General features: G+C 54.4%; 18 protein-coding genes. 12 read left to right on the top strand and 6 right to left on the bottom strand.

What is annotated here, in order from left to right; genetic code table 11:
- Positions 1–134: 134 nt before the first annotated feature.
- Positions 135–1,112, bottom strand: a complete 978-nt coding sequence (locus JOE09_RS24450) for a helix-turn-helix transcriptional regulator (protein WP_105594054.1) — start codon at positions 1,110–1,112, stop codon at positions 135–137.
- 414 nt (positions 1,113–1,526) lie between these two features.
- On the opposite strand from JOE09_RS24450, the gene ompR reads away from it, so the two are divergent.
- Both ompR and envZ read left to right on the top strand, forming a co-directional pair.
- Positions 1,527–2,246, top strand: a complete 720-nt coding sequence (ompR, locus tag JOE09_RS24445; RefSeq protein WP_001157751.1) for an osmolarity response regulator transcription factor OmpR — start codon at positions 1,527–1,529, stop codon at positions 2,244–2,246.
- The gene (gene envZ, locus JOE09_RS24440) at positions 2,243–3,607 is read left to right on the top strand and encodes a two-component system sensor histidine kinase EnvZ (protein ID WP_105594053.1); all 1,365 of its coding nucleotides are present in this window, start codon (positions 2,243–2,245) and stop codon (positions 3,605–3,607) included. Before ompR ends, envZ begins: the two co-directional genes overlap by 4 nt.
- 43 nt (positions 3,608–3,650) lie before the next feature.
- On the opposite strand, the gene pckA is transcribed toward envZ, so the two are convergent.
- The 4 genes from pckA to JOE09_RS24420 form a co-directional block, all read right to left on the bottom strand.
- Complete coding sequence (gene pckA, locus JOE09_RS24435) at positions 3,651–5,270, bottom strand: phosphoenolpyruvate carboxykinase (ATP) (RefSeq protein WP_205067666.1); 1,620 nt, start codon at positions 5,268–5,270, stop codon at positions 3,651–3,653.
- A 522-nt stretch (positions 5,271–5,792) separates the two neighbouring features.
- Positions 5,793–6,671 (bottom strand): Hsp33 family molecular chaperone HslO, encoded by an 879-nt coding sequence (gene hslO, locus JOE09_RS24430; protein WP_205067665.1) that lies wholly within the window; start codon positions 6,669–6,671, stop codon positions 5,793–5,795.
- Between the two features lie 23 nt (positions 6,672–6,694).
- Entirely contained in the window at positions 6,695–7,096 is a 402-nt protein-coding gene (hslR, locus tag JOE09_RS24425; RefSeq protein WP_105594048.1) for a ribosome-associated heat shock protein Hsp15, read from the bottom strand.
- 117 nt (positions 7,097–7,213) lie between these two features.
- Complete coding sequence (locus JOE09_RS24420) at positions 7,214–9,352, bottom strand: intracellular growth attenuator family protein (protein WP_205067664.1); 2,139 nt, start codon at positions 9,350–9,352, stop codon at positions 7,214–7,216.
- A 403-nt stretch (positions 9,353–9,755) separates the two neighbouring features.
- On the opposite strand from JOE09_RS24420, the gene nudE reads away from it, so the two are divergent.
- Positions 9,756–10,322, top strand: a complete 567-nt coding sequence (gene nudE / locus JOE09_RS24415) for an ADP compounds hydrolase NudE (RefSeq protein ID WP_205067663.1) — start codon at positions 9,756–9,758, stop codon at positions 10,320–10,322.
- Between the two features lie 82 nt (positions 10,323–10,404).
- Here nudE and mrcA read toward each other — a convergent pair whose 3' ends face one another.
- Entirely contained in the window at positions 10,405–12,960 is a 2,556-nt protein-coding gene (gene mrcA, locus JOE09_RS24410; protein WP_205067662.1) for a peptidoglycan glycosyltransferase/peptidoglycan DD-transpeptidase MrcA, read from the bottom strand.
- A gap of 117 nt (positions 12,961–13,077) precedes the next feature.
- Between mrcA and pilM the strand changes: the two genes are divergently transcribed.
- From pilM to dam, 9 genes are all read left to right on the top strand, one after another.
- Complete coding sequence (pilM, locus tag JOE09_RS24405; RefSeq protein WP_205067661.1) at positions 13,078–13,905, top strand: type IV pilus biogenesis protein PilM; 828 nt, start codon at positions 13,078–13,080, stop codon at positions 13,903–13,905.
- Positions 13,905–14,450: a PilN domain-containing protein gene (locus JOE09_RS24400; protein WP_205067660.1), complete on the top strand. Its 546-nt coding sequence runs from the start codon at positions 13,905–13,907 to the stop codon at positions 14,448–14,450. Before pilM ends, JOE09_RS24400 begins: the two co-directional genes overlap by 1 nt.
- A complete protein-coding gene (locus tag JOE09_RS24395) occupies positions 14,443–14,940 on the top strand; it encodes a HofO family protein (protein ID WP_205067659.1) in 498 nt (165 codons plus the stop codon). Before JOE09_RS24400 ends, JOE09_RS24395 begins: the two co-directional genes overlap by 8 nt.
- The gene (locus tag JOE09_RS24390) at positions 14,930–15,286 is read left to right on the top strand and encodes a HofP DNA utilization family protein (protein WP_205067658.1); all 357 of its coding nucleotides are present in this window, start codon (positions 14,930–14,932) and stop codon (positions 15,284–15,286) included. Before JOE09_RS24395 ends, JOE09_RS24390 begins: the two co-directional genes overlap by 11 nt.
- Positions 15,249–16,493 carry a DNA uptake porin HofQ gene (hofQ, locus tag JOE09_RS24385; protein WP_205067657.1) on the top strand — a complete coding sequence of 415 codons (1,245 nt, stop codon included), beginning with the start codon at positions 15,249–15,251 and terminating at the stop codon, positions 16,491–16,493. Before JOE09_RS24390 ends, hofQ begins: the two co-directional genes overlap by 38 nt.
- A gap of 390 nt (positions 16,494–16,883) precedes the next feature.
- Positions 16,884–17,405: a shikimate kinase AroK gene (aroK, locus tag JOE09_RS24380; RefSeq protein WP_105594039.1), complete on the top strand. Its 522-nt coding sequence runs from the start codon at positions 16,884–16,886 to the stop codon at positions 17,403–17,405.
- A 53-nt stretch (positions 17,406–17,458) separates the two neighbouring features.
- Positions 17,459–18,547, top strand: a complete 1,089-nt coding sequence (aroB, locus tag JOE09_RS24375; RefSeq protein ID WP_200546733.1) for a 3-dehydroquinate synthase — start codon at positions 17,459–17,461, stop codon at positions 18,545–18,547.
- 100 nt (positions 18,548–18,647) lie between these two features.
- A complete protein-coding gene (locus JOE09_RS24370) occupies positions 18,648–19,631 on the top strand; it encodes an SPOR domain-containing protein (RefSeq protein ID WP_205067656.1) in 984 nt (327 codons plus the stop codon).
- A gap of 122 nt (positions 19,632–19,753) precedes the next feature.
- Positions 19,754–20,572: an adenine-specific DNA-methyltransferase gene (gene dam, locus JOE09_RS24365; RefSeq protein WP_205067655.1), complete on the top strand. Its 819-nt coding sequence runs from the start codon at positions 19,754–19,756 to the stop codon at positions 20,570–20,572.
- Positions 20,573–20,649: the final 77 nt, after the last annotated feature.

Here is a 20,649-nt window from a genome sequence, read left to right as displayed (position 1 = left end):
TAGGGGAAGGCGAAAATCGCTGCTACCGCATTTCAGACAAAAGTTGTCTAATCCGGCAACATTTTTACATGTTGCTTACGCCGTGATGCGGGAATGTGGGGATTATTCTGTAGGAAATCGGGGTTAGATCGGGATTATTCCGTGGCGCGGTGGCCGTGGACCCAGCGCTTAGGGGAGATGCCAAAGGTGTTGCGAAACACTTTGCTGAAGTGGCTGACGTTGGCAAAGCCCACCGCCTGGGCAGTATCCGTCACGTTAGCACCGGAAGAGAGCATTGCCAGCGCAACGTCAAGGCGGATTCGGGTCAGAGATTCGTGCACAGTGCTGCCGTAAAGCGCGTTAAAACCTGCCTGCAGTCGTTTTTCATTCAGCCCAACGGCCTGGGCCAGGGACTGCACGCTCCATGATTCATGATGACGATCTTCCAGCATGGCGCGCGCCTGTAGTAGTCGCAGGCGATCGGACGGAACCGCCTTCAGGGTTGAGGCACTGCCCTGCTCACGGGAACAGGTGTCCAGCATCGCGGCAATCGCCTCGCAGACTTTAGCGCAGAGAAAGACGTTTCTCGCTTTGCTGTCCAGATAGCTACATTGGGCGATCTCGGCGGCCAGCCTTTGCAGACTGCTAAAAATCGGCATCATCGCGACACTGGCATTGATATGCGGCATTACGCCGATTGCGGATTTCATATACCTTTGCACATCATCCATGTTCAGCCCGGTCAGGCCGCAAAGTGCCTCCGGCGTAAGATGAATATTCACCAGGCGAAATCCCTGTTCGGCAGTAAAAGTATCCCAGCCGGAGAGGTGTTCTCCGGTGGCAGTCAGGCTGACGTAACCGCCTTCAAGACGGAACCGCTCACCATTGTCAAAACCCGCTTCAATGCAGCCTTTTTGCAAAATACTCATTGAAAACGATGCGCCACCTTCGACCGGGAAAGTCCATGGCGCATCGGGTCGTCCGTTCATGCAGCAAATATTGACCCCTTCCCGCGGATGATCCACCTGCATGATTCGCGCCCAGCTTTCGGGAATTGACAGCGCTTTCAGTTCCTTGAGTGCGGCGGGGTTATGCCGTTTTACACGAAAAAAACGCCTTGCAGTACCCGCCATTGACTCTTTCCCAATGTGAAATGAATTGACAATTATCAGAATAAATTCAGCCCTGGCGTCAGCACGGAGGAGGGGCTGCGGTGACATCATTGAATGTTAATGAGAATCATTATTGATGGTAACAGTAGCGAGACAGAAGACAAGCTTTAATGCCCGGTAATGTAAACCTGCGGTAGCATGATTCGAAATAGCGAATCATCTGAGGGATGAGCACTTTAGCCGCTGTTTGCGCTAAGAATTTTTTATTTACGTACGTGATCGGTAGCGCGTTTAGCGATGAATTTTAAGGATAACCTACTGTTTAATATGCTTTGTAACAATTTCAGCTACAATATAAACCATTATTGGCTGTTACATTCAGGCTTATTTTTTGAAAATATCAGCTTCAGGCAATAGCGCCTTGGGAGTATCGAAATGCAAGAGAACTACAAAATTCTGGTAGTAGATGACGACATGCGTTTGCGTGCGTTGCTGGAGCGTTATTTAACCGAGCAGGGCTTCCAGGTGCGCAGCGTAGCGAATGCCGAGCAGATGGATCGCTTGCTGACCCGTGAATCCTTCCATCTGATGGTGCTGGACCTGATGCTACCTGGTGAAGATGGATTATCTATCTGCCGCCGTCTGCGCAGTCAGAGCAACCCGATGCCGATCATTATGGTGACGGCTAAAGGCGAAGAAGTGGATCGTATCGTTGGCCTGGAAATCGGTGCCGATGACTATATTCCAAAACCGTTTAACCCGCGTGAGCTGCTGGCCCGTATTCGTGCCGTGTTACGCCGTCAGGCTAACGAGCTGCCGGGTGCGCCATCTCAGGAAGAAGCGGTTATCGCCTTCGGCAAGTTTAAGCTCAACCTCGGCACCCGCGAAATGTTCCGTGAAGATGAGCCCATGCCGCTGACCAGCGGTGAGTTTGCGGTGCTGAAGGCGCTGGTTAGCCATCCACGTGAGCCGCTTTCACGCGACAAACTGATGAACCTGGCCCGTGGCCGCGAGTACAGCGCGATGGAACGTTCTATCGACGTGCAGATTTCACGCCTGCGCCGTATGGTGGAAGAAGATCCTGCGCACCCGCGTTACATCCAGACCGTTTGGGGCCTGGGTTACGTATTCGTGCCGGACGGCAGTAAAGCATGAGGCGAATCCGCTTCTCACCCCGCAGTTCATTTGCCCGAACCCTGTTATTGATCGTTACCCTGCTGTTTGTCAGCCTGGTAACGACCTATCTGGTCGTTCTGAACTTTGCCATTTTGCCGAGCCTGCAGCAGTTTAATAAGGTGCTGGCTTACGAAGTGCGCATGCTGATGACCGACAGGTTGCAGCTTGAGGATGGCACGCAGCTGGAAGTCCCGCCTGCGTTCCGTCGTGAGATTTATCGCGAGCTGGGCATTTCGCTGTACACCAATGCGGCGGCGGAAGAGAGCGGATTACGCTGGGCGCAGCATTACGAGTTCCTTAGCCAGCAGATGGCGCAGCAGCTGGGCGGCCCGACCGATGTGCGCGTTGAAGTTAACAAAAATTCCCCGGTTGTCTGGCTGAAAACCTGGCTGTCTCCGGATATCTGGGTGCGCGTGCCGCTGACTGAAATCCATCAGGGAGACTTCTCTCCGCTGTTCCGCTATACGCTGGCGATCATGTTACTGGCGATAGGCGGTGCCTGGCTGTTTATACGAATACAAAACCGACCCCTCGTCGAGCTGGAGCATGCCGCCCTGCAGGTGGGTAAAGGCGTGATCCCGCCACCGCTGCGTGAATACGGTGCTTCTGAAGTCCGTTCGGTCACGCGTGCATTTAATCAGATGGCTGCAGGGGTTAAGCAGCTGGCTGATGACCGTACGCTGCTGATGGCCGGTGTCAGCCACGATCTGCGCACGCCGCTGACTCGTATTCGCCTTGCAACGGAGATGATGTCGGAGCAGGACGGCTATCTGGCCGAGTCGATCAACAAAGATATCGAAGAGTGTAATGCGATTATCGAACAGTTTATCGACTATCTGCGCACCGGGCAGGAAATGCAGTTTGAATACGCCGATCTTAACGGCGTGCTGGGTGAAGTTATCGCGGCAGAAAGCGGTTACGAAAGAGAGATTGAAAGCTCGGTGATGCCGGTCGAACTGATGGTCGATATCAACCCGCTGGCGATCAAACGTGCGGTAGCTAACCTGGTGGTCAACGCTGCGCGGTATGGTAACGGCTGGATTAAAGTCAGTTCAGGTCGCGAACTCCAGCGTGCCTGGTTCCAGATTGAGGACGATGGTCCGGGTATTGAACCCGATCAGCTTCAGCATTTGTTCCAGCCTTTCGTACGGGGTGACAGTGCCCGCAGTACCAGCGGCACCGGGCTGGGCCTGGCGATAGTGCAGCGCATTATTGATGCCCACCAGGGGGGACTGGAGATTGGTAAAAGTGAAAAAGGCGGCTTGTCGGTTCGTGCCTGGCTTCCCCTACCTGAGTTTCCTGCTCCCGGTGCGGGTGGACTGCCACAGCATCGTAGCTGATGAGTAAAAAATGGACCGCCATGCGGTCCATTTTTTTGCTTTTTTACAGCTTCGGTCCCGCTTTCACCAGCGCTGCACCGGCTTTGGTGTCGGTAAATTTATCGAAGTTATCGATAAACCGCTGCGCCAGGTCGCGTGCCTTCGCTTCCCACTCTGCTTCGCCGCCCCAGGAATGGCGTGGGTCCAGCAGGCTGGCATCGACGCCCGGCAGCGACAGCGGGATTTCCAGATTAAAGACGGGCAGCGTGACGTTATCGGCTTTATCAATCTCACCGCTCAGAATCGCATTGATAATCGCCCGAGTATCCTTCAGCGAAATACGTTTACCGCTGCCGTTCCAGCCGGTATTGACCAGCCACGCCTGCGCTCCGGCGGCTTCCATTCTTTTTACCAGCACCTCAGCATATTGGGTGGGATGCAGCGTCAGGAAGGCTGCACCGAAGCAGGCAGAGAAGGTTGGCGTTGGCTCGGTAATACCGCGCTCGGTGCCGGCCAGCTTAGCCGTAAAGCCGGAAAGGAAGTGGTACTGGGTTTGATCGGCCGTGAGACGTGATACCGGCGGCAATACACCAAAAGCATCAGCGGTGAGGAATATCACTTTTTTCGCATGGCCCGCTTTTGAAACGGGCTTGGCGATATTATCGATATGATAAATCGGATAAGAAACGCGGGTGTTTTCCGTCTTACTGCCATCGTCATAGTCTACCGAACCGTCAGCACGCACGACGACGTTTTCCAGCAGCGCGTCGCGGCGGATAGCATGATAGATCTCCGGTTCAGCCTGCTCGGAGAGCTTGATGGTCTTCGCGTAGCAGCCGCCTTCAAAGTTAAACACGCCGTCATCATCCCAGCCGTGTTCATCATCGCCAATCAGCCTGCGCAGCGGATCGGTGGAGAGGGTGGTTTTACCTGTGCCCGACAGACCGAAGAACACCGCAACGTCACCTTTTTCACCGACGTTGGCCGAGCAGTGCATGGAAGCAATCCCCTTCAGCGGCAGCAGATAGTTCATGATGGCGAACAGTCCTTTCTTCATTTCGCCACCGTACCAGGTACCGCCTATCAGCTGTATCTTCTCAGTCAGGTTAAATGCAATAAAGTTTTCTGAATTCAGCCCCTGCTGCTGCCAGTTCGGGTTGGTGCACTTAGCCCCGTTCATCACCACGAAATCCGGCACGAAATTAGCCAGCCCTTCGGCATCCGGGCGGATAAACATGTTCTTGACGAAGTGGGCCTGCCAGGCGACTTCGGTAATAAAGCGCACGCTGAGGCGGGTATCCGGATTGGCACCGCACCAGGTATCCACCACGAACAGGCGTTTGCCGGAAAGCTGTCGGGAGACCAACGATTTCAGCGACTGCCAGGTTTCCGGCGAAAGAGGATGGTTGTCATTTTTCCCCTTCCCTTCGTCGCTCCACCACAGCGTGTCGCGGGTGGTGTCATCACGGACCAGATATTTATCTTTCGGCGAACGGCCGGTAAAAATCCCGGTATCAACGGCAACTGCACCGGATTGCGTGACCGTGCCGCGCTCAAAGCCGGTTAAACCGGGTTGGGTCTCTTCCTTAAACAGCGTGTCATAATCTGGATTATGAACCACCTCAACCGTATCAGTGATGCCATAAGCGACGAGGTCCAGGCCGGTCAGGTCGTTAGTGCGCATATAACTGCTCCTTATCTCGGTTTTTTTACTACAGCAAAGTGTAAGGGTATTTCGATTGCTTCACCGTGATAACCCGCAGGTTCCTGATGCGGGAGGGGGGAGCCATCACGATCGCGCGCAGTTTACTCTTCTCATCCGGGAGGGAAAGGAGCTGAAGGCAGAAATGAGAGCAGGAGCATAAATCACTGAAAAGTACCGCTGAATAACGCATTATATGAGTGATTTTTGGGTCTTTGTGGGTGGTAAGTATTGATGAAAAAGTTATTTCCCCGATGTCAGCGCAGTTTGATTTTTTAAAGCCTCAACTGTGAATAAACGATAACATCGGGTGAGTAGAGTGATCTTATTGCCATTGCATCACTAATACAGCGGATGCTGATTTATAACCGGTCGTAGTACCGGTGCTGATTGCCTGTAAGTTGATTTTAAAATTGGATGTAACGAGGTAAAAAAGCCAAAAAAAAGAGCAGCTAACGTAGCTGCTCCTTTATATTTCAATGGGTTATTAGCCATTGCGGCGAATCAATGAACCTGTTCCACCTCGCCCGCTGAACCATTGCGGATTGCCGCAATATCTACAGAATCATAAACATAATGGCTGCCGCAGTAGTCACAGTGCATATCAATCTGGCCATCTTCTTCCAGAATCTGATTCACTTCATCCTGCGCCAGGGAGAGCAGCACTTCACCACAGCGTTCACGGGAGCAGGAGCATTTGAAGACCACGCTTTGCGGATCGTAAACGGTCACCTCTTCCTCGTGATACAGACGCCACAGCACCTCGTTGGCCGGCAGGCCGAGCAGCTCTTCAGTTTTGATGGTTTCGGTCAGGGTGGTGAGGTGATTAAAGTCATCAAGACTCGCATCCTGAGCCGGCAGCACCTGCAGCAGGATACCTGCGGTACCCGGTAAACCATTGTGCTCGCCGGTGCGAATAAACAGTCGTGTTGGCAGCTGCTCAGAACGCATGAAGTAGTCTTCCAGGCAGGCAGCAAGCGTATCGCCTTCCAGGCCAACCACGCCCTGATAGCGTTCGCCTTCTTTCGGAGAAATGGTAATCACCAGGTAGCCATTACCGACCATCTCTTTCAGGCTGCTGCCTTCAGCGATCTCGCCCTGAGTGCGGGCTACGCCGCGCATTTCCTGTTGATTATTGCCGTTGATCACTGCCAGATTCAGCGGGCCGTCACCCTGTAATTGAACGGTAATATCGCCGTCAAATTTCAGCGTTGCGGTCAGCAGGCTGGTCGCCACCAGCAGTTCGCCGAGGAGTTGCTGAACCGGCTGCGGATAATCGTGGCCGTCGATGATATCGCGCCAGGTTTGGGAAGCGGTGACCAGTTCACCACGCACGGCGTGGTTTTCAAACAGGTAACGATGCATTTGGTCTTGCTGGGACATAATTTTTCTCTCTTAATGGCGGATTACTCGTCGCCAGAATTTTTAAATTTCATCAGGTCACGGCGCTCTTTTTTATCCGGTCGCCGGTCAGGATGCGGCATGGTGAGCGCGTTCATTTTTCGCGCCAGCGCCACTTTTTCCCGTTTTTCAATGCTCTGTTCCGTTTCGCGGTACAGAAGCTGTGCTTCCGTTGCCGGGCCTCGTTTGTCGCTGACCGCCTGAATAACGACCGTACGTTCATCGTTACCCTGGCGCAGGGTCAGCTCTGCGGCCACTTCTACCAGTTTGCTGGGTTTGCTGCGCTGACCGTTGTAATGGACTTTGCCACCTTCGATCATTTCACGCGCGACGGCACGGGTTTTATAAAAACGCGCAGCCCAGAGCCATTTATCGAGTCTGACCCCTTCTGTGGGTTTTTCTTTCATCGCTGCTCCTGTCGGGAAGCCCCTTATGTATGGGTCATTCCCGCGTCTTTCAAGCTGCAGGTTGGTATGCGTTGAGGATGGAAATAAACAGTCTTAAAAATAGCACAGATGCGCGGGTCAAAACATTGGCCGCACGGAGCGGATGTTACTCAGGGTGTGATTAAGACAGGTATCGTAATAACGCTGGATCTCCTGCAGGCGAACGCGATTGCGGTTCATCCTGCGCAGTGCCAGCAGCAGATTGATCGTCACCGTTGCCGCCAGGATCAGCAGCAGCAGACTGGTGCCGAGATAGCGCCACAGAGTCACTGAATTCGGTTCGCTGTGAAGCGCAATGTGTCGGGTGCCATTGGCATCCGTTGAGATATTGGTGACGATGCCGTTGGCGGTAAACGGCGTTTGCAGCAGCATACCGGCCAGCCGCTGCAGCTCCGGCCACTGATCGGGAGCATTATAATCAAACAGCGACACGGAAGGTGCCGGGTGGCTGACCAGAGAACGGCCTTCATCGCTATAGATTAAAAAACCTCCCGGCGGCGGGCTGTTGAGCATCTCCGCGGCGCGGCGCGTTTCGCGATAGAAAAACGTGGATGTGGCGGTATTCACCAGATTTTCCAGCGCCTCGGCGCTCACCGGGCGCAGCAGGACGTTCATACCGCTCAGTGCCCCGGAATTGGCACGGCGCACCAGCGTGGTCCAGTCTTTGGCATTACCGAGGTTAACCAGCGCGTTTTTCAACCGTACGCAGTCCAGCTTCTGGCTACACAGGTCCTGAGTTTTCAGCACGATATCTGAAAAATCATCCAGCAGGATCATGCCGGACTTCTGAATCGCCGTCGCCAGCTGCGGATTCAGTTTTGGGTCAGTGCTGGTTTGCGGATGGAGCTGCTGGCGCGTGGTGTCCAGCAGTGCCGTTGCCTTATCGATAATATCCGACTGCGGCAGAGGCAGGGCCGGAGCGTTATTCCAGTAGAGTGCCGAGCAGTCGAAAGGCATGAAAGCGTAGCTACGATTGCCCTGGTAGGCCGCAGGGATGGAGCACATACCTGTCCCCTGAACCTTCAGGCTGTCACCGACGTGGAGCGTGGTTTTCTCCAGGTCTGCAATCCGGGTAACCTGCAGGCTGTCGGTGCCTTTAATCCAGGCCATGCTGAGTTTAAGCGGCATACTCAAAGGGATAAGGGCAATCAACAGCACCATCACCCCCAGCGAGCAGCCGGCAAGCACGAGGTTTTTTCGCCAGCGCTGTATAGGGAAATTACGCACCTCATCCTGTAACGACAGAAAGCGCCCCTGACGCACAACATGACGGTTAAGGTAGATATCAATTTCAGTCGTTTGCCCCAGGTCCTGGGCCAGATACTCCTGCCAGTGCGTGGGATAAATCAGATCAATACTGCCTAAAGAGATATTGCTCGCCTGCCCCTGGTTTGATTCACCGAACAGTCCCCAGCGCTTTGGCGCGCCTCTCAGGCAGTGTATTTCCCGCAGATCGCTGTCGGCAGGGCGACGGTAAAGGAACCATCCGCTCACCAGTATCATGGTTATTCCGGCCAGTACCAGCCACGGTGTCAGCATGATGGGGCTGATAAGGCTGAAGAAAAATAGCAGCAGGGCGGTGCCAATCACCAGTGCTTCACGCGTGCCTTCCGGACGGCTGAGTGCATACTCTTCCGGGCTTTCTTTACGGACGCTGAGCAGTTCAATTTGTTCGCTTTCCGCTTTGCGGATGGAGGCATTCGGCGTCGTTGTTCGCAGCGCGGGTGGTAAAACGGGCATATCCCAGTTGTACTGGGTCAGCTGGTGCCCGTTCAACGAGATCACCAGTGGGATGGTCTGCGTTTTGATCAGCTCGACGTAGTTTTCGTCGGTAATGTACTGTTCCCACTGCGGCGGGAGGTGAACTTCAACCGAATCAAGATAGTAGCGCCACTTATGCGGTTCGTCCGTGGAAAGCCCGTAGCGGGTGATGGCACGCGTGACGGGATAGACGTTATTACTTTGTGAAGTCAGCACCAGCTGTTCCTGCGCGCTGCTGGCACCGGTAGGTAAGATGGTGGAACGGCTGCGGGCCAGAGATGACAGGTAGCGCTCAACGGCCGCGCGCTCTTCGTCGCTCAGCTTACGTTGGGGTGGGCTTAAGAATGGTAGAGGCTTAGCCAGCGGTGAGCGACGGCGTAGTGCATACCAAAATACACAACCCGCTACAATTGAGCAGGCCAGTATGGCAAGCAATATGCTAACTAGTGTGCCCATGCTTCCCTCATTCCTGCCACGGTGCTCCTGTTACGGTTCTGGCGAACGGCTTCGGTCATATCTAAACCAATAACGGTGGGCTCAGATTGTGCTGACAATCCGCGGTGAAATCAAAAATAGTTATTAAAATCATAATGATAAAATAATAGCATGCCTTTCCTTGCCTAAATCTTACCAGGCATTTGCAGTATTAAGAATCGGTATAATCCTATTTCCCACCGCTAAGATTGACTTTTATTAAAAGATTTTCCTCATATTAACAATGATTTGTTATAAATAAGCAAAATGATCCGTGCGATGATTGGCATCCTGATGCGGCTACCGCACAATAGTGTAAATATGGTCAGCGTTCTGCCTTGTGCAGGCGATGACGTTTAATCTTCGGCTTATTCCTGGGGCCCTTATGACCAGACAATTACAGAAACCTGAAATCCTCAATGTTGAGGCCGTTGCCCGCTCGCGGTTGTTTACCGTTGAAGCCGTGGATCTGGTCTTCAGCAACGGGGCCCGCCGGGTATATGAGCGGATGCGTCCCTCCGACCGCGAAGCGGTGATGATTGTTCCGATTATCGACAATCATCTGATCCTGATTCAGGAGTATGCCGTTGGCCTGGAAAGTTATGAACTGGGTTTTCCCAAGGGGCTGATTGATCCAGGTGAAACACCGTTTGAAGCAGCAAATCGCGAGCTGAAAGAAGAAGCCGGTTTCGGAGCACAGCAGCTTGAAACGCTGGGTAAGCTCACCATGGCTCCCTCCTATTTCTCCAGCAAGATGAATATTGTGGTGGCCGAGGGCCTTTATCCGGAAAAGCTGGAAGGGGATGAACCGGAGCCGCTGCCGCAGCTGCGTTGGCCGCTGGATAACCTGCTGGCTTTACTGGATGAGCCGGATTTTCGTGAAGCGCGTAACGTCAGTGCGCTGTTCCTTGTGCGGGAATGGCTGGTGAAGCAGGGGCGGCTCAGCTACTGACCGCCAGCGATCTGCTCTCTGTTCTGACCAAAAAAAGAAGCCGGATTAATCCGGCTTCTTCGTTTTAAGGCGTTAATATCTGTCAGAACAGTTCGTGGGTTTCGCCATTATCCATCAGCGTGGTGCCCACATCATGTACCGAGTATTCAGTCGGCTGCGTACCGTCGATAAAGTACTCCTGGCGGGTGTTGCCTCCACCGTTGGCCAGCTTGCCGGTGCTGCGATCGATGGTCACCGACACGACACCTTCCGGCGGCGTAAGCGGCTGTACCGGTACGCCATCCAGCGCTGACTGCATATACTCATCCCAGGCCGGTTGGGCACTCTTCGCTCCGCCTTCATAGCCAGAAATCTGATCTTTGATGGCTCCGGAAGCCGTCGTACGGCCCAGATCGCGGCGATGATCGTCAAAACCAATCCATACCGACGTTACAACGCCCGGACCGTAGCCGGAGAACCAGGCATCCTTCGAACTGTTGGTGGTCCCGGTTTTTCCGCCGATGTCGTTACGCTTCAGATCGCGTCCGGCACGCCAGCCGGTCCCCATCCAACCCGGTTCACCAAAGATGTTTGAGTTCAGTGCGCTCTTGATCAGGAACGACAGCGGGGTATTGATGACGTGCGGTGCGTACTGCGGCTCGCCGTCCTGCTGAACCTGCTGCTGCGTTACCTGTTCCAGCTGAGGCTGCGGTACGGCATCGGTTTTCCCTTCCTGCGAAACCGCGACGTTTTCCACGCTGTCTTCGCTCAGTGCGACTGCTTTTTGCGTTTCACCGTAGATAACCGGCAGATTGCACTCCGGGCAGGCTACTTTTGGTTTCGCTTCAAACACCTTATCGCCCGCTTCATTTTCAATACGAGTGATGAAGTAAGGGTCAACCAGGAAGCCGCCGTTGGCCATTACCGAATAGCCGCGCACCATTTGTAACGGCGTGAAGGATGCTGAACCCAGCGCCAGTGACTCGGTATGGACAATGTTTTGCGCCGGGAAACCAAAGCGCTGCAGATATTCTGCCGCATAATCAACGCCCATCGCGCGCATGGCACGGACCATCACCACGTTTTTCGACTCGCCCAGCCCCTGACGCAGACGAATCGGGCCAGCGTAGGTGTTGGGGGAGTTCTTGGGACGCCAGTCGGCACCGGCACCGGCATCCCAACGGGAAATCGGCAGGTCGTTGAGGATCGACGCCAGCGTCAGCCCGCGATCCATCGCCGCCGTATAGAGGAACGGTTTGATGTTCGAGCCCACCTGGCGCAGTGCCTGGGTGGCGCGGTTGAACTTGCTCAGGGTGAAATCAAATCCACCGACCAGCGCACGCACCGAACCGTCATGGGGATCGAGTGAGACCAGCGATGAGTTAACGTCAGGCACCTGCGACAGCATCCAGCCGTTATCCGCATGGCGCACCCAGATCTGCTGGCCCGGCTGCAGGACCTGATTCACGGCACGTGGGGTTGCACCCTGCAACGTATCGGACTTGAACGGACGTGCCCAACGTACGGCATCCAGATTCAGATCCGTGGTGCTGCCGTCGCGCATCTGCACCGTTGCGGAATCGCTGTTGCTCTGCGTGACGACCGCCGGGAACAGCGGGCCGTATACCGGCAGGGACTTCAGCGTTTTCAGAATTTCCGCCTGGCCCCAGGCCGGTTCACCGGCTTTCCACAGTTCGCTGGCCGGGCCGCGATAGCCGTGGCGCATATCGTAAGCCAGCACGTTATCCTGAACTGACTTTTGCGCCGCCAGCTGCAGCTTGCGGGTGACGGTGGTATAGACCTTGTAGCCGTCGTTATAGGCATCTTCACCGTACTGTTTCACCATCTCCTGGCGCACCATTTCGGTCAGATACGGGGCAGAGAAGGCAATTTCCGGCGCGTGATAGTTTGCCACCAGCGGGGTATTACGCGCCTCGTCATACTGAGCCTGGGTGATGTAATGCTGGTCCAGCATACGTGCCAGAACCGTATTACGGCGCTGCACGGCACGTTCATGGGAGTAGAGCGGGTTGAAAGTTGACGGTGCTTTTGGCAGACCGGCAATCATCGCCATTTCACTCAGGGACAGCTGATCGATATTTTTACCGAAGTAAACCTGAGCCGCAGCACCCACGCCGTATGCGCGATAGCCGAGGTAGATTTTGTTCAGGTAAAGCTCAAGGATCTCATCTTTGCTCATCATCTGTTCGATGCGAACGGCAAGAAAGACCTCTTTGATTTTGCGCAGCAGGGTTTTTTCCGGGCTGAGGAAGAAGTTACGTGCCAGCTGCTGAGTAATGGTACTGGCACCCTGTGAGGCATGACCGGAGACCAGCGCGATGCTGGCAGCACGGAAAATACCGATCGGGTCGACACCGTGATGCTCATAAAAACGGCTATCTTCGGTGGCGATAAACGCCTTCACCATCGTTGGGGGGATTTGTTGCAGGGTCAGCGGGATACGGCGTTTTTCTCCGTACTGCGCGATAAGCTCGTTATCGGCACTGTAGACCTGCATTGGCGTCTGCAGACGCACATCTTTCAGCGTGGCAACGTCAGGAAGCTGCGGCTCTATGTATTTGTATAAACCATAGATCGAGCCGGCTCCCAGCAAGATGCAACACACTGCAAGGATCAATAAATACTTTACGAACTTCACCTGATATTTCCCATTAAGAGTCGATTGGGCAGTTTATAAACAATCGCGCGGTAGTATAAAGGCAAGCCAGTACCTTGGATACGTCCTTTTGTAACTGACGATAAGGAGATTTCGTCAATGGCTTTTCAGACATGGCAGGTCGGGTTGGATATACAAAACGGGCAGCTCTGCGCCATCGCTATCCAGCGCCGCCGCAACGGCTGGCAGCTGCGCCACTGGTGGCAGCATACGTTGCCGCAAGATACGTTAAGAAATGGCCTGGTGCAACGGCCAGAGATCCTCATCTCCATTTTGCAGCGCTGGCGCAGGTTGCTGCCATCGCGGATTGCGCTGCGCGTAGGATTCCCGCCCCAGCTGGTGATGCAGCGCCAGCTTAGCCTGCCCGCTACACACCTGCGTGAAGCCGCGCGTAGTGACTATATTCACGCGGCGGCAAAGCGTTTTTTCCCGATTGAACCGGAAGCACTGGCGCTGGATTTTCGCCTGAGCGACGGGGGCGAAAACCAGCTGACGTTAACCGCAACCCGCCGGGAAGCGCTACAGGGCTGGCTGGACTGCCTGCAGCAGGTTGGGCTGGTTCCGGATGTGATGGACCTGACGCCGTCGGCGCTCTCCGTGCTGGCCCGGGCACTGACGCTGGCACCCGATGCTTCGCTGGTTCATCGGCTGAGCGACCACTGGCTGTGGTATTCGCCACAGCATGCTGAGCGCCCCTGGGGATGGTGCCCGCGGGAAGATATTCCGGATTTTTCTGCACTTCAGCAGCGCTACCTGCCGCCGCAGAGCGCGGTTTGGTACAGCTCTGCGCTGGATGATGCGCCGCCGGAAGGGACCACGGCGCTTTCCCCCTTTGCCGCCTTGCAATTCCTTCAGCCGCCGCTGCCGGTCTGCGGTGGGGCTTATACCATTGCAGCAGGGCTGGCAATGCGCCCAGAGGATCGCTGATGGTCTGCATTAATCTGATGCCCTGGCGAGACCGCCGACAGCGGCAGCGTTGGCAGAAATGGCGGCTGTTGGGAGCGCTGATGCTGGCGCTGATTCTCCTCGGTATGCAAAACGGATACTGGCAGCAGCGGCTTAATCATCAGCGAGCGGTGCTGCTCAGCTTATGGCCCGTCATACAGCAGGATGTTGCTGCTCTGCACAATCGTACTCTGGCGGCGCAAAAGCGGCTCGATCAGCTGAGAGAGTCACAACGACAGCAGATGTTAAAGCGGCAGGATCTTTCCCGATGGTCGGCGTTTATCCAGCGGCTGAGTGCGGAAATCCCGCAGAATATCTGGCTGAAAGGCCTGGAGAAGCATCAGCAGAGCGTTTCACTTAAGGGGTTCAGCCGCAGCATCGCCGAGCTTCATCATTTTCGCGACCGGCTGCATCAGCAACAGGAAATACCGTCCGTAAAGCTTGGCGCTCTTCGTCGTGAGCCGTCTGCCGATGTGAGTTTCAGCATGCAACTCACGCTGGGTAACAAGGATTGGAACAATGAGTAATCGCTGGCTGGCGGGGTGGCTGGAAGCGGATATCCGGCTTCACATGTTCAGCGTTATCGGCGTGGGGGCACTAATGGCACTGCTGATGTGGCAGTTCTGGCTATATCCGGCCGGGCAAAAATCGCACCGGCTGGACAAACAGGCCGATGAGTCTGTATCTCGCTATCAGCAGCGAATTGCGGTACTGCGCCGGCTGCCGCCGCTTTCAACGCTGGAACAACAGATTGAACAGCTGGGTGAGCAGGCTGCTGTGGAAGATAACCATCATTTCTCTTTACCTGCACTGCTGGCAGCCTGCGGCGGGGAGCTTGAACACTGGCAACCGAATGAACGCGGCGGTGAACTGTCGATTTCTCTTCGCTGGCAGCAGTTTACCGATCTTCTCGGTTATCTGATGACGTTGAGACCGGCGGTAACGATCCCTTTGATGACGCTAGAGGGGCAATCTCCACGGTTACATTTGCTGATTCAACTTCATTATGAAATTTAGCGCACTGCTGTTTTTACTTCTGGCGATGGATGTCGGGGCAAGGGACCCGTTTTTACCGGCCGGTGCGGGGCATTGCCCGGCAGGCAATGCGGTTACGGTGCCGTGGCGGCTTCAGGGCATTATCGGGCGGCCAGATCGCTTTGAGGGCTGGCTGATCTCTCTTTCAGGAAAGCGGTTGCACGTCAGCGTTAACGATTGGCCTGCCGGTGCGGGGTGGCAGGTTAAGCATATCGATCTGCGAGGCATCACCCTGACAGATGAACAGGCCTGCCATCCACCGCAGAAGCTGACATTTAAAGGAGAAAATCATGTTAAGGAAAATCGCGTGGGGGCTGATTCTGGTTAGTGGGTTCTGCAGAGGCGCAGCGCCCATCTCTCTGGTATTTGAAGATGCGCCGATAGGCCAGGTATTACAGGCTCTGGCAGAGTACCAGCAGCTGAACCTGATGGTGGCCCCTGAAGTAGACGGTTCGCTGACGCTGCGGCTGCAGGATGTTCCATGGCAGCAGGCACTGGAGCTGGTGATGAAAATGGGCAGGCTCAGTATTGAACGGGAAGGCAACGTGATGCTGGTGTTCCCGGAAGAGCGTGAACAGGAGAAACAGCAGCGCGCCGAGGCAGAGCGAGAAGCCGCAGAGCTGAACAGCCCACTGCATACGAAGACGGTGATGTTCAAATATGCCGATGCTGCTGCGTTAAATACCAGCCTGCAAAATGAGCGCAGCAGGCTGATGACCGCACGTGGCAGTGTGACCTTAGATACTCGTACCAATGCGCTTTTGCTTCGCGATACCCGGAAGGCGCTGGATCAAACCATCCGCTGGCTGCAGCAGCTGGACGTGCCTCTGGAACAGGTTGAGATTGCTGCGCAGATTGTCACTATCAGCGAAGAGAGATTGAGGGAACTGGGTGTGAACTGGGGGCTGAATGGTGAAGAGCAGGTCGCCGGTGCGCTGCGCGCCAGCCAGCTTCGCGTGGATCTTGGCGTTGCGCGCCCCGCAGGTATGCTGGGATTGACCCTGGCGAAGCTGGACGGCCGGCTGCTGGATCTGGAATTAAGCGCGCTGGAACGTGAACACCAGGCTGATATTATCGCCAGTCCGCGGCTGTTCACTTCCCATCAGCAAACGGCCAGCATTAAGCAGGGAACTGAGATCCCTTACGAAGTGGCTACCGGTAATAGTGGTTCAACGACCATGGAATTTAAAGAAGCGGTGCTTGGGATGGAAGTGACGCCCGTAGTTCAGGGTAACGGCCGGATTTTACTGAAGCTGCACATCAGCCAGAATGTGCCGGGCCGCACCATGCGCAGCGGTGAAAACGAGGTGCTGACGATTGATAAACAGGAAATCGATACGCAGGTGGCGTTAAAGGACGGGCAGACGCTGGCGCTGGGGGGTATTTTCCAGCAGCAGAGTGCCACCGGGCAGACTCGGGTTCCGCTACTGGGGGAAATTCCGTTGCTGGGTGGGCTGTTCCGTCACAGCGTACGGGAGCAGAAAAGGAGAGAATTAGTGATCTTCATCACACCTCGGCTAATTCGAAGTGATTAAGGATTTTTGCGACAAAAAACATAGGCAGTATGTTTTTTCCTGAATTGGTTACGGTTGCGTTTGACGCAAGGGCTGAATTAGCTTACAAGGTTTAGCGATTTTGAATATCAGGCCTGTGGCCTTAAGTAGCGAATACATTATAACCGTTTTTTATCGCGCGCAAACGGCGTAGCCGATGCAACCATATCCGGCTGATAAATGAAGCGGACTGAAACGTGCCAGATTACTGCGTGCAATGAGCAAGGTAAATTTAATCGGTTGCCAAAACCCCTTCAGTGTTGAGATAATTTTTCGTCTGACTCTCGCACTTTAGCTCATGAGGTTTCAGTTCATGTCCTGTCTGGTTTAGGCGGGGTATCATCCACGAATTGTCTTAGTAATACCGAAAAAATGGCAGAGAAACGCAATATCTTTCTGGTTGGGCCTATGGGTGCCGGCAAAAGCACTATTGGGCGTCAGTTGGCTCAGCAACTCAATATGGAATTTTTCGATTCCGATCAAGAAATTGAGCGACGTACCGGAGCGGATGTAGGCTGGGTTTTCGACGTTGAAGGCGAAGAAGGCTTCCGCGATCGCGAAGAAAAAATTATCAATGAACTAACTGAAAAGCAGGGCATTGTGCTGGCGACAGGTGGCGGTTCCGTCAAATCTCGTGAAACGCGCAATCGTCTTTCTGCTCGCGGTGTAGTCGTTTATCTTGAAACCACTATCGAGAAACAGCTGGCACGGACACAGCGCGACAAAAAGCGCCCGCTGTTGCAGGTTGATTCTCCACCACGTGAAGTGCTTGAAGCATTAGCTGGCGAACGCAATCCAATGTATGAGGAGATTGCCGACGTGACAATTCGCACTGACGATCAGAGCGCGAAAGTGGTGGCTAACCAAATTATCAACATGTTGGAAAAGAGCTGATTAATGCTCTGATTGTTCGCCTGCGGGCAAAGCAGAAAAGGTGATACAGCGTCATGGAGAGGATTACCGTTACTCTTGGGGAACGTAGCTACCCCATCACTATCGCCGCCGGGTTGTTTGCAGATCCGGCTTCTTTTTGGCCGCTTAAGGCTGGCGATATGGCCATGCTGGTGACAAACCAAACGCTGGCCCCTCTTTACCTTGATGCAATGCGCAAGCGCCTTGAAGGGGCTGGCGTGGTTGTCGATCAGGTTATCCTGCCCGATGGCGAACAGTTTAAAAGTCTGGCCGTTATGGACCAGGTATTCACCGCTCTATTAGAAAAACCTCATGGCCGCGATACGACCCTCATCGCACTGGGTGGTGGTGTTATTGGCGATCTGACGGGATTTGCCGCAGCCAGCTATCAGCGTGGCGTGCGTTTTATCCAGGTCCCTACCACACTGTTGGCACAGGTAGACTCTTCCGTTGGCGGTAAAACCGCCGTTAACCACCCACTGGGCAAGAATATGATTGGGGCGTTTTATCAGCCCGCTGCAGTGGTGGTTGATCTGGATTGTCTGAAGACGCTACCGTCACGTGAGCTCTCTTCCGGGCTGGCGGAAGTGATCAAATATGGCATCATTCTTGACGGCGAATTCTTCAGCTGGCTTGAAGAGAATCTGGATGCGCTACTGGCTCTGGATGGCAGCGCAATGGCGTACTGTATTCGCCGCTGTTGCGAGCTGAAAGCCGAAGTGGTCGCCGCCGATGAGCATGAACACGGGCTGCGGGCGTTGCTGAATTTAGGCCACACCTACGGTCACGCGATTGAAGCGCATATGGGCTATGGTAATTGGTTACACGGTGAAGCAGTCTCTGCCGGAATGGTGATGGCGGCACGAAATGCCGAACGTCTTGGGCAGTTCGACCCGGCGGATACCGACCGTATTATCGCACTGTTACAGCGCGCCGGATTGCCGGTCAATGGCCCTGAAAGTATGGCTGCTGAAGACTATTTGCCGCATATGATGCGTGATAAGAAAGTGTTGGCAGGCAAACTACGTCTGGTGTTACCTCTCGCTATCGGTAAAGCCGAAGTGCGCAGCGGAGTACCGCATGATATGGTGCTGGCATCCATTCAGGATTGCCAAAAGCCTTGACTCTTAATGTTATTATCAGATCGGCCTGATGGCTGCTATTCTGAAGTTATCGCCTTTCAAAGGATGTGAACGGCGTAACCGCTCTATGGGAGGAGGCTAAATGGACGAGTTTAAACCGGAAGACGAGTTGAAACCTGACACCAGCGACCGCCGACCACCGCGGTCGCGCAAAACGTCTTCACTACCGAAAGTCCCTGTTTCACGTCAGCATATGATGATGGGCGTGGGTATTCTGGTGCTGCTGCTCCTGGTGCTGGGTATTGGTTCAGCGTTGAAAACCCCGGATGCGCCGGGTGGCCAGACGGCTCAGCAGCCTGCTGCCGGTGGGCGTTCAGGTAGTGAGAAAAATATCGATCTTTCCGGTACGTCTTCCATGAGTGGGCAAACTGCTGGCCAGCCGAACTCTGCTGGTCAATCTTCGTCCCCACAGGAACTTAGCGCTCCGCAAATTTCATCGACGCCGACTGAAGCTGCACCGTTGCAGACACCACAGAATCAACAGCGCGTTGAGCTGCCTGGTGACCTTAACAACGCCCTGAACAATCAGCAGGGGCAGGTTGATGCGGCTTCTCAAGCCGGAATCGGTTCGTCTTCGTTACCTACCGGGCAGGCCACTGTTGGGGGTTCCGGCAGCAAACCTGCTGCGACCAAAACTGCCAATGTTCCGCATCAAAACGCCGTGCCGCAGAATAAACCTGCTGCCGTACACAGCAAACCTTCAGCAGCTAAGCCGGTAGTTAAGGAAAGTAAGCCTTCCGCGACCGCCAGCCATAGTGCTGCACCGCGAGCTCAAACACCGACCAGCGTTTCCAGTGCGGCTAAACCCGGTGGTAACTACACGTTACAGCTGAGCAGTGCCTCGCGATCTGACACGTTAAACGCATGGGCGAGAAAACAGAACCTGAGCGGCTATCACGTGTATCAGACAACGCGTAACGGGCAACCCTGGTATGTCCTGGTTAGTGGTTCCTATAATACGTCCGCTGATGCGAAACGCGCAGTGGCATCACTGCCTGCTGAAGTACGAGCTCAAAATCCCTGGGTAAAACCGGTGAGCCAGGTTAAAAAAGAAGCAGGAAATTAATCCCGTGCCGGGGTAACCCGGCTATTCATGAAGTGTGAGTGTGTGACGACACGCAGACCTTTTAAAGCGCAGATATGCTGTCGGTGTAGCCACAGCCTGATGAGTAAAAAATTAACGACGGCATGAAAAAGAATCGCGCTTTTCTTAAGTGGGCAGGCGGCAAGTATCCATTGCTTGACGATATTAGACGCCATCTGCCAGAAGGTGATTGCCTGATCGAGCCGTTTGTCGGTGCCGGATCGGTATTCCTTAACACCCACTATCCAAGCTATATCCTTGCTGATATCAATAGCGACCTGATCAACCTGTACAATATTGTCAAGGAACGTCCCCATGCTTTTGTTGAGGATGTGCGTAAGCTGTTTACAATTGAGTCGAATGACTCAGTCGTCTACTACGCCCGGCGGCAGGAGTTCAACCTCAGCCAGGACCCGTATCGCCGGGCGATGCTGTTTCTGTATCTTAATCGTCACTGCTACAACGGCCTGTGTCGGTATAACCTGCGCGGCGAATTCAACGTGCCGTTTGGCAGCTATCGTAAACCTTATTTCCCTGAAGCCGAGTTGTTCTGGTTTGCCGAACGTGCGCAGAATGCCACCTTTGTTTGTGAATCTTATGATGTTACCCTGGCTAAGGCGAAGACGGGCTCGGTAGTCTATTGCGATCCGCCGTATGCCCCTCTTTCGGCTACCGCTAAGTTTACGGCTTATCACACGAACAGCTTCAGCCTGCGTGAACAGCAGCATCTTGCCGAGCTGGCTTCTACACTGTCACAGGACAGTAGTATTACGGTGCTGATTTCTAACCATGATACGCCGCTCACGCGGAACTGGTATCAGGGAGCGGTACTGCATGAGATTGAGGTACGCCGCTCGATTAGCCGCAGTGGCAACACGCGGAGTAAAGTGAGTGAATTACTGGCGCTCTATGCTGGCCGGTGAACAACAATGATCTGACCCTTTGGCCCGGGCGGCAGTCGCATCGGCTGCCGCCACGGCTATCAGGGGTTTAGCCTGGG

Source organism: Pantoea coffeiphila (assembly GCF_016909495.1).
Lineage (GTDB): Bacteria > Pseudomonadota > Gammaproteobacteria > Enterobacterales > Enterobacteriaceae > Erwinia > Erwinia coffeiphila.
Note: the sequence above shows the minus strand (reverse complement) of the source record. Positions and strands in the feature narration are given on the sequence as shown.

Coding starts and splice junctions, on each gene's coding strand:
- JOE09_RS24450 (WP_105594054.1), bottom strand. CDS start 1,112: ATGGCGGGTACTGCAAGGCGTTTTTTTCGTGTAAAACGGCATAACCCC.
- ompR (WP_001157751.1), top strand. CDS start 1,527: ATGCAAGAGAACTACAAAATTCTGGTAGTAGATGACGACATGCGTTTG.
- envZ (WP_105594053.1), top strand. CDS start 2,243: ATGAGGCGAATCCGCTTCTCACCCCGCAGTTCATTTGCCCGAACCCTG.
- pckA (WP_205067666.1), bottom strand. CDS start 5,270: ATGCGCACTAACGACCTGACCGGCCTGGACCTCGTCGCTTATGGCATC.
- hslO (WP_205067665.1), bottom strand. CDS start 6,671: ATGTCCCAGCAAGACCAAATGCATCGTTACCTGTTTGAAAACCACGCC.
- hslR (WP_105594048.1), bottom strand. CDS start 7,096: ATGAAAGAAAAACCCACAGAAGGGGTCAGACTCGATAAATGGCTCTGG.
- JOE09_RS24420 (WP_205067664.1), bottom strand. CDS start 9,352: ATGGGCACACTAGTTAGCATATTGCTTGCCATACTGGCCTGCTCAATT.
- nudE (WP_205067663.1), top strand. CDS start 9,756: ATGACCAGACAATTACAGAAACCTGAAATCCTCAATGTTGAGGCCGTT.
- pilM (WP_205067661.1), top strand. CDS start 13,078: ATGGCTTTTCAGACATGGCAGGTCGGGTTGGATATACAAAACGGGCAG.
- JOE09_RS24400 (WP_205067660.1), top strand. CDS start 13,905: ATGGTCTGCATTAATCTGATGCCCTGGCGAGACCGCCGACAGCGGCAG.
- JOE09_RS24395 (WP_205067659.1), top strand. CDS start 14,443: ATGAGTAATCGCTGGCTGGCGGGGTGGCTGGAAGCGGATATCCGGCTT.
- JOE09_RS24390 (WP_205067658.1), top strand. CDS start 14,930: ATGAAATTTAGCGCACTGCTGTTTTTACTTCTGGCGATGGATGTCGGG.
- hofQ (WP_205067657.1), top strand. CDS start 15,249: ATGTTAAGGAAAATCGCGTGGGGGCTGATTCTGGTTAGTGGGTTCTGC.
- aroK (WP_105594039.1), top strand. CDS start 16,884: ATGGCAGAGAAACGCAATATCTTTCTGGTTGGGCCTATGGGTGCCGGC.
- aroB (WP_200546733.1), top strand. CDS start 17,459: ATGGAGAGGATTACCGTTACTCTTGGGGAACGTAGCTACCCCATCACT.
- JOE09_RS24370 (WP_205067656.1), top strand. CDS start 18,648: ATGGACGAGTTTAAACCGGAAGACGAGTTGAAACCTGACACCAGCGAC.
- dam (WP_205067655.1), top strand. CDS start 19,754: ATGAAAAAGAATCGCGCTTTTCTTAAGTGGGCAGGCGGCAAGTATCCA.